At 62.6% G+C, this 16,845-nt stretch carries 19 protein-coding genes and 1 tRNA gene; 14 read left to right on the forward strand and 6 right to left on the reverse strand.

Annotated features, from left to right (window positions below):
* Positions 1-90: 90 nt before the first annotated feature.
* Positions 91-837: a DUF2797 domain-containing protein gene (locus tag ACK3R5_RS05680; RefSeq protein WP_411968335.1), complete on the reverse strand. Its 747-nt coding sequence runs from the start codon at positions 835-837 to the stop codon at positions 91-93.
* A gap of 201 nt (positions 838-1,038) precedes the next feature.
* On the opposite strand from ACK3R5_RS05680, the gene ACK3R5_RS05685 reads away from it, so the two are divergent.
* Both ACK3R5_RS05685 and ACK3R5_RS05690 read left to right on the forward strand, forming a co-directional pair.
* Positions 1,039-2,178: a S8 family peptidase gene (locus ACK3R5_RS05685; protein ID WP_411968336.1), complete on the forward strand. Its 1,140-nt coding sequence runs from the start codon at positions 1,039-1,041 to the stop codon at positions 2,176-2,178.
* A 56-nt stretch (positions 2,179-2,234) separates the two neighbouring features.
* Positions 2,235-2,588 (forward strand): BsuPI-related putative proteinase inhibitor, encoded by a 354-nt coding sequence (locus ACK3R5_RS05690; RefSeq protein WP_411968337.1) that lies wholly within the window; start codon positions 2,235-2,237, stop codon positions 2,586-2,588.
* A gap of 25 nt (positions 2,589-2,613) precedes the next feature.
* Here the strand turns inward: ACK3R5_RS05690 and ACK3R5_RS05695 are convergent, their stop codons facing one another.
* Together ACK3R5_RS05695 and ACK3R5_RS05700 are read right to left on the reverse strand one after the other, a co-directional pair.
* The gene (locus tag ACK3R5_RS05695; RefSeq protein WP_411968338.1) at positions 2,614-3,549 is read right to left on the reverse strand and encodes an NAD-dependent epimerase/dehydratase family protein; all 936 of its coding nucleotides are present in this window, start codon (positions 3,547-3,549) and stop codon (positions 2,614-2,616) included.
* Positions 3,550-3,630: 81 nt separating this feature from the next.
* Positions 3,631-4,527, reverse strand: a complete 897-nt coding sequence (locus ACK3R5_RS05700) for an SDR family oxidoreductase (protein WP_411968339.1) — start codon at positions 4,525-4,527, stop codon at positions 3,631-3,633.
* 123 nt (positions 4,528-4,650) lie between these two features.
* Here ACK3R5_RS05700 and ACK3R5_RS05705 point away from each other — a divergent pair, with 123 nt between their 5' ends.
* The 7 genes from ACK3R5_RS05705 to ACK3R5_RS05735 all read left to right on the forward strand — a co-directional run bounded on the left by ACK3R5_RS05705 (position 4,651) and on the right by ACK3R5_RS05735 (position 10,635).
* Positions 4,651-5,193 carry a tRNA (cytidine(56)-2'-O)-methyltransferase gene (locus tag ACK3R5_RS05705; protein WP_411968340.1) on the forward strand — a complete coding sequence of 181 codons (543 nt, stop codon included), beginning with the start codon at positions 4,651-4,653 and terminating at the stop codon, positions 5,191-5,193.
* A 160-nt stretch (positions 5,194-5,353) separates the two neighbouring features.
* Complete coding sequence (locus ACK3R5_RS05710) at positions 5,354-5,884, forward strand: transcription factor (RefSeq protein WP_411963098.1); 531 nt, start codon at positions 5,354-5,356, stop codon at positions 5,882-5,884.
* A gap of 3 nt (positions 5,885-5,887) precedes the next feature.
* A complete protein-coding gene (locus ACK3R5_RS05715; RefSeq protein WP_411963099.1) occupies positions 5,888-6,565 on the forward strand; it encodes a DUF2110 family protein in 678 nt (225 codons plus the stop codon).
* Between the two features lie 4 nt (positions 6,566-6,569).
* Positions 6,570-7,325: a DUF5803 family protein gene (locus tag ACK3R5_RS05720; RefSeq protein ID WP_411968341.1), complete on the forward strand. Its 756-nt coding sequence runs from the start codon at positions 6,570-6,572 to the stop codon at positions 7,323-7,325.
* 99 nt (positions 7,326-7,424) lie between these two features.
* Entirely contained in the window at positions 7,425-8,117 is a 693-nt protein-coding gene (locus ACK3R5_RS05725; RefSeq protein ID WP_411968342.1) for a competence/damage-inducible protein A, read from the forward strand.
* Between the two features lie 285 nt (positions 8,118-8,402).
* Positions 8,403-9,467 carry an ATP-NAD kinase family protein gene (locus ACK3R5_RS05730; protein WP_411968343.1) on the forward strand — a complete coding sequence of 355 codons (1,065 nt, stop codon included), beginning with the start codon at positions 8,403-8,405 and terminating at the stop codon, positions 9,465-9,467.
* 136 nt (positions 9,468-9,603) lie between these two features.
* Positions 9,604-10,635, forward strand: coding sequence for a phosphate uptake regulator PhoU (locus tag ACK3R5_RS05735; RefSeq protein WP_151163583.1), 1,032 nt, complete (start codon positions 9,604-9,606; stop codon positions 10,633-10,635).
* Between the two features lie 10 nt (positions 10,636-10,645).
* On the opposite strand, the gene ACK3R5_RS05740 is transcribed toward ACK3R5_RS05735, so the two are convergent.
* Positions 10,646-11,089 carry a hypothetical protein gene (locus tag ACK3R5_RS05740; RefSeq protein WP_411963103.1) on the reverse strand — a complete coding sequence of 148 codons (444 nt, stop codon included), beginning with the start codon at positions 11,087-11,089 and terminating at the stop codon, positions 10,646-10,648.
* Positions 11,090-11,248: 159 nt separating this feature from the next.
* Complete coding sequence (locus ACK3R5_RS05745; RefSeq protein WP_411968344.1) at positions 11,249-12,463, reverse strand: LEA type 2 family protein; 1,215 nt, start codon at positions 12,461-12,463, stop codon at positions 11,249-11,251.
* A 183-nt stretch (positions 12,464-12,646) separates the two neighbouring features.
* Here ACK3R5_RS05745 and ACK3R5_RS05750 point away from each other — a divergent pair, with 183 nt between their 5' ends.
* From ACK3R5_RS05750 to ACK3R5_RS05760, 3 genes are read left to right on the forward strand one after another with little or no spacing between them, the layout of a single operon-like run.
* Entirely contained in the window at positions 12,647-12,829 is a 183-nt protein-coding gene (locus tag ACK3R5_RS05750) for a hypothetical protein (RefSeq protein WP_411963105.1), read from the forward strand.
* Between the two features lie 51 nt (positions 12,830-12,880).
* Positions 12,881-13,105 (forward strand): FaeA/PapI family transcriptional regulator, encoded by a 225-nt coding sequence (locus ACK3R5_RS05755; RefSeq protein WP_151138813.1) that lies wholly within the window; start codon positions 12,881-12,883, stop codon positions 13,103-13,105.
* Positions 13,106-13,148: 43 nt separating this feature from the next.
* A complete protein-coding gene (locus ACK3R5_RS05760) occupies positions 13,149-13,580 on the forward strand; it encodes an SRPBCC family protein (RefSeq protein ID WP_411963106.1) in 432 nt (143 codons plus the stop codon).
* 440 nt (positions 13,581-14,020) lie between these two features.
* Here the strand turns inward: ACK3R5_RS05760 and ACK3R5_RS05765 are convergent, their stop codons facing one another.
* A complete protein-coding gene (locus ACK3R5_RS05765; RefSeq protein ID WP_411968345.1) occupies positions 14,021-15,547 on the reverse strand; it encodes an aldehyde dehydrogenase family protein in 1,527 nt (508 codons plus the stop codon).
* A gap of 173 nt (positions 15,548-15,720) precedes the next feature.
* Between ACK3R5_RS05765 and ACK3R5_RS05770 the strand changes: the two genes are divergently transcribed.
* Both ACK3R5_RS05770 and ACK3R5_RS05775 read left to right on the forward strand, forming a co-directional pair.
* Complete coding sequence (locus ACK3R5_RS05770; RefSeq protein WP_411963108.1) at positions 15,721-16,440, forward strand: helix-turn-helix domain-containing protein; 720 nt, start codon at positions 15,721-15,723, stop codon at positions 16,438-16,440.
* A gap of 279 nt (positions 16,441-16,719) precedes the next feature.
* Positions 16,720-16,807: transfer RNA gene (locus ACK3R5_RS05775), tRNA-OTHER, on the forward strand.
* Positions 16,808-16,845 lie beyond the last annotated feature (38 nt).

Consider the following 16,845-nt stretch of genomic DNA (forward strand, 5'->3'; position numbering starts at 1 on the left):
CCGGAAAGTGCTGACGGTCTCTGAGAATACATCGGTAAGCGCCTCTCCCCGTGGTGTCGACCTGACGCACCGGAACGCACCGACGAGCAGTCACCCGAACGCGCCGAGACTCGACTGTAGGTCGCGGTCCGTCCCGCCGGTGTCGAGTTCGTACCCGACGAGCGACCGCATGTCGACGGCGTAGGTGGTGCCGCGGTGGTCCACTACGAGGACGCGGCCTTTGACGCCGCGGACCGTCCCCGTGGCGATGGTCTCTGCGACCGGACTGTCCGTCAGGTCGAGTCCGTAGTCGAACGCGAACGTGTCGATGGGGTCGAACTCCGAGAGGAGTGCGTCCCACGCGTCGGTGTCGACGTCGCGCCCGAATCCTGCTATCTTCGTGGGGACACGCACCCGGTCTGTGAGTCGCGTGGCGAGTTCCGCCTCGTACTCGCGGGCGACGCGACCATCCGAGAAGGTCCGAACGTGTGCTGCGAGGTCAGCACCCTGCTCGCGGAGTCGGGTTTCGAGTCGCCACAGGCGAGTGACGCCGACTTTGAACGTGTCGGGTGCGAACGCCGCGAGATAGACGGCGTGGTCTTCGTAACAGTCCATCTCGTCTTTCAGGCACGTCCCCGTACACTTCGCACAGACCCACGTGTGCCTGTGGTCCGGGCAGTAGGGCGTGCCATCGTTGGAACACGAGATGTGGTGACCGTCGTGCATCGTGCCGGCACAGTGCCGGTCTTGGAGGCGGTAGTCGAGTTCGGTCCCCGGGTCGAGTGCGACCGAATCGAGGCCGTCGCTCGTCGCAAGGTGGAGGGCGGGCGTCCCCGTGTCGTAGCCGACGACCTGCACGAATCGTGGTAGGAATCGGTGGTAGAAAGGTTCCTCGCTCCCGGCCGGTTGTGTGGGAGTCGCCCCGGCGACTGCTCCCCCCAAGCGACTTACGCTTCTGTGGAATTGCGCTCCCAATCGTCGATACCGACCCTTCTGTCCCGTTGAATTTCACATTTGGCCGACAGTATTATGTCAACTTGTCACACTTTACCGTTCGTCATGGTATACCGTGACCCAAAGACACGACGTGACGTACTGAAGGCGGCCGGCGCGGCCGTCGCGACAACCGGGCTCGCTGGAATGGCGTCTGCAACGCCGGGCACCATCGAGGTCAACGTCGGCTACAGCGACGCCAGCGGAAAGCGCGCGGCGCTAGCCGAGGCGGACGACGTCGTCCGAGAGTTCAACTTCGACGCGGTGACGGTTCGAGTCAACGAGAACGCAATCCGTGGCCTGCGTCAGCGCCCAGACGTGCGCTACGTCGAAGTGAACGGGACGATGCACGCCCTCGCTCAGCAGGTTCCCTGGGGCATCGACCGCACGGACTCAGAGGTTGCCCACGCGAACGGCGACACCGGGGCGGGCGCCGACATCGCCATCCTCGACACCGGTATCGACTCGGACCACCCGGACCTGCAGGCGAATCTCGGAGCGGGCAAGGCGTTCGTCAAGTCTCGGGGGCCGTACGCAGAGTCGTGGGACGACGACAACGACCACGGCACCCACTGTGCGGGCATCGCCAACGCCGACGACAACAGTCAGGGCGTCAAGGGCGTCTCTACCGAGGCGACGCTCCACGCGGTGAAAGTGCTCGACAAACGCGGGTCGGGGAGTTTCTCCGACATCGCCGCTGGAATCGAGTACACCGCCGACCAGGGGTGGGACGTGGGGTCGATGAGCCTCGGTGCCTCCTCGGGTTCCCAGACGGTGAAAGACGCCTGCACGTACGCCGACGACAGAGGTGTCTTCCTCGTCGCCGCGGCGGGTAACTCCGGGCCGTGTACGGATTGTGTGGGCTACCCCGCCGCGTACAGCGAGTGCATGGCGGTGTCCTCCTCGGCGAGCGACGACTCGCTCTCTGGGTTCTCCTCGACGGGGCCCGAAGTCGAAATCATCGCGCCCGGGACGGACATCTACTCCACGATTCCCGGCGGCTACGACACCTTCTCGGGCACGTCGATGGCGACGCCGCACGTCGCCGGTGCCGCCGGCCAGTTGATGGCCAACGGCTACACGAACAGCGAAGCTCGCTCGCGACTCAAGACCACGGCAGAAGACCTGGGACTCGCGTCGAACGAACAGGGCAGCGGACTGCTCGACACCGCCGCCGCTCTCGGCTACGATTCGAGCGACAACTGACCCGCTGTCCGGCGGCGACCTGTAGTTTCTTTTTCGTGGCGCTCACACCCAGACGTATGTCTGACCCGCTCGATGCCACGTTGACAGTCGCTCCGAGCGCCGACGGCGTGTCGCTGACGCTGACGGTCGAAAACGCGGGCGGAGAACCAATCGACCTCTCGTTCGCGGACGGCCAGCGCGCGGAGTTCGTCGCCGTCGACGAGACGGGCGCGGAAGTGTGGCGCTGGAGCGACGGGCGGGCGTTCTCGATGGCGCTCGGAAGCGAGACGCTCGCGCCCGGCGGGTCGGTCACGTACGAGGCCGAGTGGTCCTCGCCGCCTGCCGGCGAGTACGAGGTCACCGGGTCGCTGGCGGCCACCGACGCCGACGCGTCCGCGACGATGACAGTCGTGGTTCCCGAGAGGGATTGACGGGGCGATAGCCCCGACTCGGGCCTCAGGACAGTTCGTCGTACAGTTCCTCGGCGGCGCGGCGGACGGCGTCGTCGCTCGACCCGTCGGGTTCCCACCCGAGTGCCGAGAGTTTCTCGACGGAGAGACGCATCTTCGGCACGTCGCCGGTCCATCCACGGTCACCGCCGGTGTACTCGTACTCGGGGTCCAGTCCCATCACGTCGGCGACGATGTTGGCGATGGTCGTCACCGAGGTTGTCGTTCGGGTCCCGAGGTTGTAGACGTTGTAGTCGCGTTCGGCGTTCTCGACGACGTGACACATGGCCTCGACGCAGTCTTCGACGTGGAGATAGGACTTCTCCTGTCGGCCGTTGCCGAGGATTTCGAGCGTGTCAGGGTTCTCCAGCAGTTTCTCGATGAAGTCGGGGATGACGTTGCCGCGCTGTTTCGGGCCGACGATGTTGGCGAAGCGGTACATGTAGACGGTGAAGTCGTAGGAGTGGGCGAACGTCGAGAGGAGGCCCTCGTCGGCGAGTTTGGACGACCCGTAGATGCTGATGGGTTCGAGCGGGGCGTAATCTTCGGGCGTCGGGCGTGGTGCCTCGCCGTAGACGGTAGACGACGACGTGAAGGCGATGTTCGTGACGCCAACGTCCTGCATCCGTTCGAGGACGTTGTACGTCATCTCGGTGTTCTCTTCGAACAGTTGGCGGGGATTGTGGTAGTTCGTGTCCGTGTAGGCGGCGAAGTGGAAGACGATATCGAGGTCCTCGGTCACGACGCTGGCGACGTCACCTTCGTCCGTCATGTCGGCCTGGACGAACTCGACGCCGTCGGGGACGCGTTCGCGGGTGCCTTTCGACAGGTCGTCCGCGACGACGACGTCGTTGTCGTCTGCGAGAGACGCGGCGATGTGAGACCCGACGAGACCTGCGCCTCCAGTCACGAGGACGCGCTTGTCAGAGAGTTCGAGAGACATACCTCAGATGAGTCTAGCAATCGGTAAGTCCGTTTCCCCTCACGTTCGGTGGTGGTCACGCGGTGGTCGGCCCATCCGGCGTCACGACCACGTAATTCCCGTGAGGTCTTCGCTCGTCGCCCACAGGTCACGGGCGAGATGTTCGTCGGTGGCCGTCGCCGACGGTTCTTCGGGGGCACACTCTGCGAAGTACTGGCCAGTGACACCCGCGACGTCGGGTGACGCCGCGAGGTAGACGGACGTCTCTGCGCCAGTCGCCGGCGTGTCTGCGACGCGGCGAACCAGCGACGCTGGAAGACGTTCGAGCAGGCCGACAGCGAGTCGAACGGGAATCGACGCGTCGCGCCAGAGGTGACTCCCCGGAACCAGTCCGGGGTGACAGCAGTTCGCCGTGGGGCCGTCGAGTCGGCGGGCGAGTTCGACGGTAAAGAGGACGTTCGCCAGTTTCGACCGAGCGTAGGCGTCGAGGCCGTCGTAGTCGTCGATAGTCGTCACGTCGAAGGTCCCGTCGGCACGGGGGTGGACGCCCGACGAGACGGTGACGACGCGGCCATCGTCGGGTAACACGTCGCGCAGGTCGTGTGTGAGGACGAACGGTGCGAGGTGGTTGACTGCGAACGTCCGTTCGACGCCGTCGGCGGTCAACTGCCCCTCGGCGAAGTGTGCACCGGCGTTGTTGACAAGTACGTCGAGGCGGTCGGTCCGGGCACGCACTTCTTCGGCGAGGTGGCGAACCGTCTCGACGTCGGAGAGGTCGGCCCGGAAGAAGACGGCGTCACCACCGGCGGCATCGATGGCGGCGGCGACGCGACGGCCAGCCTTCCGGTTTCGGCCGTGGACGAAGACAGTCGCACCGAGTCGGCCCAGTGCGAGCGCCGTCTCGCGGCCGATTCCCGACGTCGACCCGGTGACGAGGGCCGTCTTCTCCGAGAGGTCGATTTCGTCGACGCCAGCACCGACCTCCGGTCTGTGGCTCATACGAGGTGATGGGCCGTCATCGCTGATAAAGTTCAGCCGCGTGATGGATTTGCGAGAGCGTCTCGACGGCGACGACGCCGACGTTCCGAAAGCACCACTTTCCCCCGTCGTCTTCGGAGAAGCATGCAAGACGAACCCGAAGTCGCCGTCCTCCGGTACGGACACCGACCGGGACGTGACGACCGGATGACCACGCACGTCGGCCTCACCGCCCGTGCACTCGGTGCGGACCGCGTCATCTTTCCCGACAACGCGGGGCAGTCGCTCGAAACCGTCGAAGACATCACCGGCCGGTTCGGCGGCCCCTTCACCGTCGAACTCACCGAGGGACTCAACGGCGTCATCAGAAACTGGGAGGGCAAAATCGTCCACCTCACGATGTACGGCGAACGTGTGCAGGACGTCGAAGCCGACATCCGCGAGGCGCACGCGGACGAACCCATCCTCGTCGTCGTCGGCGGCGAGAAGGTGCCCTTCGAAGTGTACGACGAAGCAGACTGGAACGTCGGCGTCACGAACCAACCACACTCGGAAGTCGCGGGCCTCGCCGTCTTCCTCGACCGACTGTTCGACGGCCGAGAACTCGACCGAGAGTGGGAAAACGCCGAGAATACGGTCATCCCGATGGAGACTGGGAAGAAGGTCGTTCCGGCGGACGACGAGTAGGGGCGCTCTCGGCGCTGAACCGCGGCACGATTCGGGACGGGAGGGCGAACGTCGTTCCCGACGGAGACGCGCGAACGAGGTGATGGCCACGCTCGCTTGCAGTTCTGCGTGTGCGCGAGAGTAATAAGACTTAATGGCGTTCCTGACGCCAATTTCGACAATGGCTTTTGAGGAGTTACTGAACGACCCTGTTATCCAGAAGTACCTCCACGAGTTGGTTGGGCCGACGGGGATGCCGGTCGCTGCGGCACCCCCGGACGGCGAGGTTACCGACGAAGAACTCGCAGAAGAGCTCGGCTTAGAGCTCAACGACGTTCGTCGCGCCCTCTTCATCCTCTACGAGAACGACCTCGCGTCGTATCGTCGCGTCCGCGACGAGGACTCTGGATGGCTCACCTATCTCTGGACGTTCCACTACGAAAACATCCCGGAGAACCTCGAAGAAGAGATGTACCGGCTTCTGGAGGCGCTCGAAGAGCGTCTGGACTACGAACGCAACCACGAGTTCTATCTCTCTGAACCTGCCGGCATCCGTTTCGAATTCTCCGAGGCGATGGAACTGGGCTTCCAGTGTCCCGAGACCGGCGCACCGCTCGAACCGATGGACAACGACGACCTCGTCGACGCGATGGAGCGACGAATCGGCGAACTCCGCGACGAACTGAACGTCGAAGTCACAGGTACGAACTAATCGATGGTCGTACTCGCAACAAAGTGTTACATCGACGGTGACGCGCGTGAACGCGCCCTCGACAGTCTCACGTCGCTCGTCGCCAACGACATCGGTGACCTCGACGTCGAATACGACATCGGTGTCCGCGACGACGACTTCATCTCCGTGACAATCACGGGCGACGACGAAACCGTCGCACGCAACGTCCTCCGCGAGGAGTGGGGCGAAGTCACCCCGCACCTGACCGCCGGCGAGACGTACGTCGGAACGCTCGAACACTGGGACGACGACGGATTTGTCCTCGACGCCGGCCAAGAGGTTCGCATCCCGGCCAGCGAAATCGGCCTCGGACAGGGGTCGCCGACGCAGATTCGTGACCGATTCGGCCTCGTCCAGCACGTACCGCTCTCGTTCGTCTACGGCGGCGACGACGAACCCTCTCGGTTGGCCGACGAGACGGTCGACCGACTCTACGACTGGACGCGTGGAAGCGGCCGAGTCAACGTCAACAGCGCGACTCGCGGCGAAGTCCGGGCGACGGTGAACCGTGCCGGCCACGCCAACGACATCGTGACAGTCGAGCGACTCGGACTCCTCGAACAGAGCGTCATCTGTCGGGACGAAACCGACCCACCGGGCCTCATCGCCAGCATCGGGTCGTATCTGCCCGCAGAACTCAAAGCAGTCATCGGCCAGTAAGACGATGAACAGGCGACTCCTCGTCGGTGTCCTCGGACTCGCCCTCCTCCTCGTCACTGCAGGGTGTCTCGGTGGCACGTCCAGTGTCTCGAACGAACGACTCGACGCCGAACCCGACGACTCGTACGCGTGGGACGCCGACACCGACGCCCACATCACCATCCAGGAGAACGGTCGTTTCCGCGCCGTCTACGAGGTGAACTCGTCGTCTGTCGAACTCTATCGGTTCGACGGGTTCGGCAGTCGAACGCCCCTCCCGGTCGAATCGCTTCGCTACCGGTACTCCAACGGGACGGTGATAAACGGGACCGAACTGAAGACACGCGGTGGGGACGTCACACAGAACAGACGCATCACGAACGTCACCATCCCGGAGAACGCAAACGGTGACGGGAAACTCGCCTTCACCTCCTCGTCGACGCCGAAGCGGTTCTCGCTTCCCGTCCTCGTAGAGGGGTCCTACGAAGTCGTCCTGCCGCCGGACCGCAGAGTGAACTTCCCAATCTTCGGTTCGGTCCGGCCCAACGGATACGAGACCGAACTCGTCGACGACCAGCTACACATCACGTGGCCGAGCGTCTCGGATGGGAGCGTCGTCGTGCAGTTCTATCTCCAGCGTGACCTCGGTATCTTCGCCGCCATCGCCACCATCTCGATACTCGTCGGTGGGGCGGGCATCCTCTACTACCGTCGGCAAATCGAGGCACTTCGCGAACGACGCGAGGAACTCGGACTCGACGTCGAAGAGCGCGACAGATAGAACCGATAAGACGCCGCGGGAGACCCACTGTCTCGTCCGGTCGCCACACAGGTCACCGGTGCGGACGCCTTTTTGCCCGTCACGGCCCTATCCCGGAGTATGCAAGCCGCCGTAGTCACCGTGGGAGACGAACTTCTCGCGGGCGACACAGAGAATACGAACGCGACGTGGTTGTGTAAGCAACTGACAGACCGCGGCGTCTCAGTCGAGCGAGTGACGACGGTTCCGGACCGAATCGGCGACATCGCCCGCGTCGTCAACGAATATCACGCCGAGTACGACACCGTCGTCGTCACCGGTGGCCTCGGGCCGACGCACGACGACGTGACGATGGATGCAGTCGCCGCGGCGTTCGGGCGCTCGATGGAACTACACGAAGAGGCCGCAGTGTGGTTGGAGACGAACGGCGGCTATTCGGCGACGGACCTGGTCGAGGGGACGACTGACCTCCCCGCGGGGGCGCGGATGCTCCCCAACGAGGCGGGTGTCGCGCCCGGTGCCGTCGTCGGGTCAGTCTACGTCCTGCCGGGCGTCCCGACGGAGATGAAGACGATGTTCGAGCGAGTGGCAGACGAGTTCGTCGGCGAGACGACACACGTCAGATACGTCCACACGTCGGATCCCGAGAGTTCGCTCATCGAGCGGTTCGAGGAGATTCGAGACCTGTTCGACGTGACCGTCGGGAGTTATCCCGGCGACCACGTCCGCGTGAAACTCTCGGGGGGAGACGAGGCCACCGTCGAGGAAGCGGCGGAGTGGCTCGAAGAACGAGTCGAGCGATACGAGGCCTAAACCGGTCAGCGCTGGAGGTACCAGAGCCACCCGGCGGTCATCAGGATGCCCACGAGGAGCACTGTCGCTGCCGTCTCCGACATCGGAAGAACCTGCTCGGCTGCTTCTAACGGAATCATAGATGACAATTGCCCCGACCCGTTCTTAAACAATGAGGTTTTGGCGAAACTCAGTCGCCGCTGAATACGTGGGGCGCTACCTTCGTGCCGGGGCGACAGTGTCGACATTACACCTGCCGACTGTGGCATCGCGGTGTTTTTCACGCGGGCGAGGATTCGTTCGGATATGCGAATCGGTGTCGTCGTCAATCCCGTCGCCGGGATGGGTGGTCGGGTCGGGCTGAAGGGGACAGACGGGAAGGTCCAAGAGGCCAGACAGCGGGGTGCAGAGCCCCGAGCGCCAGCACGTGCCGAGCGCGCGCTCTCCCGACTGTACGACGTCGCACCGGAGACGGAACTGTTCACGTGGGGCGACCCGATGGGCGCGTCAGTCGCCCGTGCTGTCGGGTTCGAACCGCGCGTCCTCGGCGAACCCGAACACGAGGAGACAGACGCCGCAGACACTATCGCCGCCGTCGACGCGTTCGTCGAGGCCGGTGTCGAACTCGTGTTGTTCGTCGGCGGTGACGGAACCGCCGCCGACGTGGCCGACGCCCTCGACGGGAGCGGCGTTCCGCTTCTCGGTGTCCCCGCCGGCGTCAAAGTCTACTCGTCGGTGTTCGCCGTCTCACCCGAAGACGCCGCCGTGGTGGCGACGACGTTCGAACGAACCGAAGCGCGGGAGGTCATGGATATCGACGAAGACGACTACCGCGCCGGCGAGGTCCACCCGGAACTCCGCGCAGTCGCACAGGTCCCCGTCGCCGAAGACCTGCAATCGTCGAAACAGACCAGCACCGGAACCGTCGAAGCACTCGCGGCGGGCGTCGCGGACGACATCCGCGCGGAGACGGGCGTCACCTACGTGTTAGGCCCCGGCAGTACCGTCGGCGCGGTGAAAGACGAACTCGGAATCGACGGGTCGCCACTCGGTGTCGACGTCTACCGCGACGGTGAACTGCTCGTCCGCGACGCGACGGAGGCGGAGATTCTCTCGTCTCTCGGCGAGACGAACGTCATCGTCGTCACGCCCATCGGCGGCCAAGGATTTATCTTCGGACGCGGAAACCCACAACTCTCTCCAGACGTGATACGCAGGTGCGACGTGTCCGTCGTCGCCTCCCGGTCGAAACTCGACACGATTCCCGTCCTCCGGGTCGATACCGACGACCCGGAACTGGACGAAGAACTCCGCGGGTGGACGAAAGTTCGCGTCGGCCGTGTCGAACGGCGGATGATGAAAATCGAGTGACGCACTCACGGCACCCCAAGCGCGAGTCGATACGTGCTCTAGTATGTGCCATCATGTGAAAGGTGAGACGAACATCATTGTTCACTAAGGTTGGCATATAGTGGGATTTAAGGTCACTGAAGGGGTGAGATTCACCATGGAGACCCGGAAAGTCCAGCGGCTTGGTCCCTCTACGCTGGCGATGACGCTCCCAGCCGAGTGGGCCAAAGAACACAACGTCGACAAGGGCGACGAAGTGTCCATCCGCACCAGTGGAAAAGGAACCCTCACCGTCCTCCCTGAATCGGTGAGCAACGAAGATTCGAAGGCGACGATTCGAGCGGACAACCTCAACGCGGAAGCGCTCGAACGCGCAATCGTCGCGCAGTACGTCCTCGGACGGCGCGTCATTCACATCGAAAAGAGCGAAGGCGCACTCGACTCCGACCACATCAACGCCGTCTACAAGGCCGAGACGCAACTCATGGGTCTCGGTGTCATCGAGGAGACGCCCGAGCGAATCGCGATTCGCTGTTCGGTCGATGCCGAAGACTTCACGCTCGACAACCTGCTCGAACGACTGGAGAACACGGGCAGTACGATGCGTGGCGAGGCGGTAAAGGCACTCGCACACGGGAACCCCGACTTGGCACAGCGAGCACTCAACCGCGAACGGCAGGCGAACAAGATTTTCGTCCTGTTGCTTCGCCTCATCTTCACCTCGTACCAGAACCCGAACCTCGCACGGGCCGTCGGACTCGACTCCGGGTTCCCCCTCATCGGCTACCGCGCAGTCGCGAAGAACCTCGAACTCACCGCCGACAACGCCGAAGACATCGCCAACATCGTCATGGACGCCGACGGACACACCATCGACGTCGACCAGTCGACGATGCGGCGCATCCGCGAGTTCACCGACCACGTCGACGAGATTACGAAGACTGCGGTTCGGGCCGTCGTCGAACGCGACTACGACCTGACCATCGAGTGTCGCGAACTCTACCGCGAAATCGGTGACCGCGAGCGAGATATCCTCAACGACCTGCCGGAGATGGAAAACGAGAAACTCCTCCAGATTCGCGAGGTGCTCGTCAGCCTCCAGCAGACAGCGCAGTACGCCATGCGGAACGCCGAAATCGCGGCGAACTTGGCACTCAACGAAGAGTCAGAACACGTCACGCTGGACTGAGCAGACCTGCTCAGTCGGCGATTAGCTCTACTTCTTTGCGGTCGTCGGCACGCTGTGACTCCTTCTCGCCGGTCAGTGGATTCCGACTGGCGATTCGGCAGTCGAACGCCGGGTTCTCACCGAGGTGCCGAATAATCATGTGTCGCCGCGACCCGGTGATACCGGTTCGACCGACGTCTTCGGCCGTGAACTCCTCCGGGAGACGGTCGTACAGACGGCGTAGTTCCTCGAAACTCGTGAACACTTTCGCGTTCCCAGTCGAGTCTGCACCGCGTCTGGAGACGACGTAACTCCCGTCCTGCCGGTACTCACCGGCGGTTCGGAAGAATTCACGTTTCTCGGTGAGCGCCGACCCGATGGCTTCCTGCAGGTCGGACGCGGCATCACGAGACAGTTCACAGGTCTGGCCGCCGATAGTGAGGACGATGGCTTCGTCGTCGCTCTCGACGGTCACAGGGTTCTCATCACGGGAGAAGAACTCGATCAGGAGCGTGGGTACTCCGTGTCATATCCAGTGCTATCGTGTCCCGGGGTAAAGAGTTGTCGGCTTGGTCAGGATTCACCGTCGCCGCAGTCGGGAGGGAACGACGCGTGCCGAGAGCGTACTGAGCGTCTACAGCAACCCGTCGTCTGTGGTCGTCTCGCCACCGTCTGTGGTCGTTGTGGTGGTCGTCGCTGTCGATGTTGTGGTCGTCGTTGTCGCAGTTGTGGTCGTGGTTGGTTCCGCGGTTGTCGTCGTCGCCGTGTCTGATTCAGTGGTCGTCCGCTCGGATTCCGTCGTCGTCTTTGACTCCGTCGCCGTCTCGGACGACTCTGTGGTCGTCTCACCGGACGCGTCCCCGTCGGCCGACGAGTCACCCGTCGAGTCAGTCCCCGACGCCTTGTTCCCGAAGATATCCGTCTCGAACGTCTTCTCGTAGGTCAGCGGGTCCAGCGGGACGGTGAACGTCGTGCCGCCGGCGTCGAGTTTGGCGGAGAAGTCGATGCGGAGGTCCGTGGTCTGGTTTCGTTCGAGGTGCGACACCCACCACTCGTCGAGTCTGTCGTTTTCGATGTACGTCGTCGCCTCGATGGTCTCTGTCGAGTGTGGCGGGATGACGTACTCGGACTCTGTGGCCCCGTCACCCACGTCCACGTCGTTCATCGAGATGTCGTAGCCGAGTTCGGAGACGGCCACGGGGTAGGACTTGGGGTTGTGGACGACGAACGTGAGTTTCAGTTCCGTGCGGTCTTCGGTCGCGTTCCCCCACTCGGCACTCGTCTCGTTGACGTAGAGCACGGGGTCCGAGACGACTGTCGAGTTGGCGTTCACCTCTCTGGTCTCGGTGGAGTTGAACGCCGACAAGAGGTCGGTGTCGATGCTGCGGGTTATCTCCGGCGCTTCGAACGTCTCGCCGAGCGTCTCGGAGGTGACGTTGGCGTCGGCGCGAAGGGTAGTGTGCTCACCGTTCTGGATGTGCGAGACCCACCACGTGGGGATGCGTTCGTTCGCGAGCGTGGTCCGAAGCGGGATGGCCGTCGTCCCCGTGTCGATGGAAACGCCGTCTTTCTCGCCGTCCGCCATCTCGATTCCGTTCATCTGGACGGCGTAGTCGACGCCGATACCCGAGAGGTTGGCCGAAAGCGGGTTCGGATTCGAGACGATGACGTCGGTGGCGATGACCGTCCTCGTCTCGTTGACGCCGCCGAAGCGGTTGTCCACGCCCTCGACGCCCGGTGCACCGAGAACGCCAGTCGCGAAGGCACCGCCGACTGCACCTGCAACCACGAGCAGTACGACGATAGCGGTTCGGAGTCGACTGCCGAACAGCAGACCTGTGAATCCCATCGTCGTGTGACAGAGACTACTAGTACAAATGTCGAACGGCATACGATGGCATCGACGGACGTGAACGGGGCACACGGACAGGGCGACTCGGGGATGGAGAGCATCGATTCGCGGCCAGTGGCATCGCACCCCGCGACACTCGCTGTCGAATAAACTAAGTGCGCACCCGAAACATCCTCAGATATGGAAACTGAGACGGTTCAATCCGACAAGTCCCTCGGCTTCACCGCGCTGTTCGGCGTGCTCACGCTCGTCGGCGGTGGCCTGATGGTCGCAGGACCAGACCAACTGACGATGGCACTCGGCTTCGCCGTGGCGATTATCGCCGCATCGCTGGCCGTCTCCGGTGCCCACTTGTTCCAGTAGTCAAGAATACAAGTAACCGTTAAGAGCGCACATTGCCTAGACGGAGCGAGGATGACCGAGTACACCGACGAGGAACAACGCATTATCGCTTACCTCCGCGATAGCGTTAGCCGTGGAGAGGGGTACTTCCGGGCAAAGAACATCGCCGAGGCTATCGGTCTCACCGCAAAGCAGGTCGGTTCCCGCCTTCCACAACTGGCCGAAAAGTCCGAAGACGTCGAGATAGAAAAGTGGGGACGCGCTCGCTCTACCACGTGGCGCGTCACGCTGAGCTAATCGTATTCCGCGGGTTTTTACTCACGAGGTGTGACCTACTCTCATGACCGTCCGCGTGAAACGAACGTTCGAGTTCGACGCCTCCGGCGAGGACGTCTGGGAATTTATCGCAGACCCAGCGAAGCGAGCGGGAGCGATTAGTGTCGTCGACCGATTCGACGTCGCCGCAGACGGCCGTCACGCCACCTGGTATCTCGAACTCCCGATTCCACTCGTTCGTTCGACAGTGAAAGTCGAAACCGAAGACGTCACCGTAGAGGAACCGACGCACGTGAAGTTCGTCGGTCGGTCACGCGTGATGCGAGTCACGGGCGAACACACCATCGAAGAACACGAGAACGGATGCAGACTCGTCAACGAGTTCGTCGTCGACGGGCGACTCCCCGGCGTCGAGACGTTCTTCGAACGCAACCTCGACAAAGAACTCGACAACCTCGAAACGGCACTTCGCCGGGAACTCGAAGCGACACCATAACGGCTGTTCGTGGGACGCTCTGCGACACGTTATTCTGTGTTACGGTGGGTTTATACACCACCGCTACTAAGCGACAATCGCCGACGCAACAGGCGCTTTTCTCGCCAGACGTCGGCGACTCCACATCCGCCGCACTCGCTGCAACGTATCGGGGTCCGTTGTGGCGCACAACGACGTGGCCACGTCGTTTCGCGCCCCCCCAGCCCGGAGGGGGTGCATTCCCCTCGCCTCGTCTCACTTCGCCAACTGGTGACTCGGGGACGCGGGGCCGTCCCACCCACCATTTGACGCCTGTATCTCGACCGTGAGTCGCGACACCGCCTCAGAGTCGGACGCCTACACGAACGTTTCGAATCGCTGGTATCGCTGCTACGGGGTTCTGGATGTGAAAAAAACGTAAGAGAGAGCGCAGTCAGTCGACTACGCGTAGTGACGGCGGACTAGTCGTCGTCTTTCGTCTTGATGTCCGCGGAGAGGCCCTGTGCCATCTGGATGTCCTTGGAGTTGTTGAGCGTCCACGCGGTGCGCTCGGTGACCGCCTCGATAATCTCGCGGGCCGAGGGGTAGCCGTTGCCGGATTTCTTGACGCCGCCGAACGGGAGGTGGACCTCCGCACCGATACACGGGAGGTTCCCGTAGGAGAGGCCGACTTCGGCGTGGTCGCGGTAGTAGTTGATTTGGCGGTAATCCTCGGAGATGATGGCTCCGGCGAGGCCGTAGTCGGTGTCGTTCTGAATCTCGACTGCCTCTTCGATGTCACCGGAGTACTTCAGCAGGGCGACGTGGGGGCCGAAGACTTCTTCGTGGGTACAGCGCAGGTCTTCTTTCGCATCGGCCTCGTAGACGAACGGGCCGACCCAGTGGCCGTCTTCGTGGCCGTCCGGAATCTCGTCGGCGTCGAGTTCCGTCCGGTCGACGAGGACGTTCACGCCCTCTTTCTTCGCGAGTTCGGCGTAGCTCTTGACCTTCTCTTTGTGGCCTTCCTCGATGAGGGGGCCCATGAACGTGTCTTCGCGAAGCGGGTCGCCGACAGAGACGTCCTTCGCGAGTTCGACGTAGCGCTCTTTGAACTCGTCGTAGACGTCTTCGTGGACGACGAGACGCTCGGAGGAGACACAGCGCTGGCCGGTCGTCTTGAACGACGACATCACGGCGGAGTGGACGGCGATGTCGAGGTCCGCCTTCTCCGTGACGACGATGTTGTTCTTGCCACCCATCTCACACGCGGAGAGTTTCCCAGGTTGCTGGGCGACTTTGCTCGCGACTTCGTGGCCGACTTCGGCCGACCCCGTAAAGAGGACCGAATCGACACGTTCGTCGTCGACGATAGACGCACCGGCGTCGCCGAAGCCCTGTACCATGTTGAACACGCCGTCGGGGATACCGGCGTCTTCGAACATCTCGGCGATAATCTGGCCACACCACGGCGTCTGTTCTGCGGGTTTCCAGACGACGGTGTTGCCCTCGACGAGTGCGACGGCCATGTGCCAGAACGGGATGGCGACGGGGAAGTTCCACGGGGTAATACAACCGACGACGCCGCGGGGCTTGCGGCGCATGTAGGCGTCTTTGGCGGGGATTTCGGAGGGGACCACATCGCCCTTGGGGTGGCGAGCGTCACCGGCGGCCCACTCGACCATGTGGTACGCCTCGATGACGTCGGCGCGGCCTTCAGAAATCTCCTTGCCACACTCTTTGGTGACGATTTCTGCGAGTTCGTCGGTTCGCTCACGCAGTTCGTGGTAGATGTCCCACAGGTACTCTGCGCGTTCGATGTGGGAGAGTTCGAGCCACTCTTCGTACGCTTCGTCGGCAGCGCCAGTCGCGACGTCGATATCTTCGGGGGTGCCGCGTCGGAACGTCGCCAGCGTCTCGCCAGTCGCGGGGTTCTCGCTGTCGAACGTCTCCGAACCGGAGCCGTCTGTCCATTCGCCGTTTATATAATGCTGATAGACATCCTGCGCCATGCTGGTGATATTTGCGGAACTCCCATTAATAACCCCGACACCTCCCATGGGAGGGTCATCATTTGTCACCGTTAGTCTGCTGACACGTCGGCCGCTGCCCTATCTGGTTGGTTCAGAGACACGCAATTGTGCCCATAGTCAACGTCTTACATCTGCACATGATACCCATCGGTATGAGCGAGCGCATGGCAGGGCAAGGAACGCGCCTGACGCTCGACCTCTGGCATCCAAACTGCTGGGCGATAGAGGCGACGAGTCAACAACCCGGTGGCATACTGGCGCACGCGATTTACGATGCGCCGACTGCCGGTGTCGAACGGACGAACGGACTCTTCACAGCGTACGGCGACTCCATCGAAGAAGTCGAGGAACTCCTCGATACGATTGCCGACTCCGCGTTGACTGGAGACGTCCTCGAATTACAGGAGCGATTCGATGCTCGGGGACGGCACGCGACACCGGGGTCGGTGGCCCGTGAGTTCTTCTTGGAGTACGACCCCGGAGACATGATAAACCCGTTTCTGCTCGAACAGGGGTTCGTCCACAGCGCACCCGCACGAATCGAAGATGGCCGCGAAGAGTGGCAGGTCTGGTACGCGGGGGAACGAACCGAGATTCGTGACCGGATTCAGACCGTGATGGACAGAAGCGGCGCAGACATTCGTGTCGAATCTATCTCCTCGACGGAAGGGTCCGAACCCGAACGAGAGCGCCGACTCGACACGCTCACGGAGAGTCAACGACAGGCGTTCGAACTGGCCCGCGACGAGGGATACTACTGCTGGCCACGCGAGGTGTCTACCCGAGAACTCGCGTCGATGCTCGACATCTCGAAGACGACGCTCCTCGAACATCTGCGGAAGGCCGAATCGAAACTCCTCGACCCACAGTAGGCGACACGAAAAGGGAAGTCCGGTTCCATCGAGTACCTCTGTTTTGGCGAGGTTTTAGCGGGTGTGTACTGAATACAGAGCGTGTCTGACGCGCGATGAGAACGTCGAAGACAGAGGTATGGCCGGAATTGGACAGCACTCGCCTCTCGTGCTGAGTACGTCCTCGACGTGAGGTGTGTACGTCCTCTACGTGAGGGATATGCACGTCTTACCCGACGATAGTCTCTGCATACTCAATACGGTGCCGACGAATGTGGGTAACAGTGGTCGAATCCACGTGAAAGGGTCGCTCAGCCTGGTAGAGCATCCATCCTCGCGGTGGGTGGCCTGAAAGATGGCCTCGATGGTTCGAATCCATCCCCTTTCGTTCGTCTTCTCGCGACGTCTGACGTGGTCTGCTCGTTC

This window comes from Haloferax sp. YSSS75 (genome assembly GCF_046764215.1).
Lineage (GTDB): Archaea > Halobacteriota > Halobacteria > Halobacteriales > Haloferacaceae > Haloferax.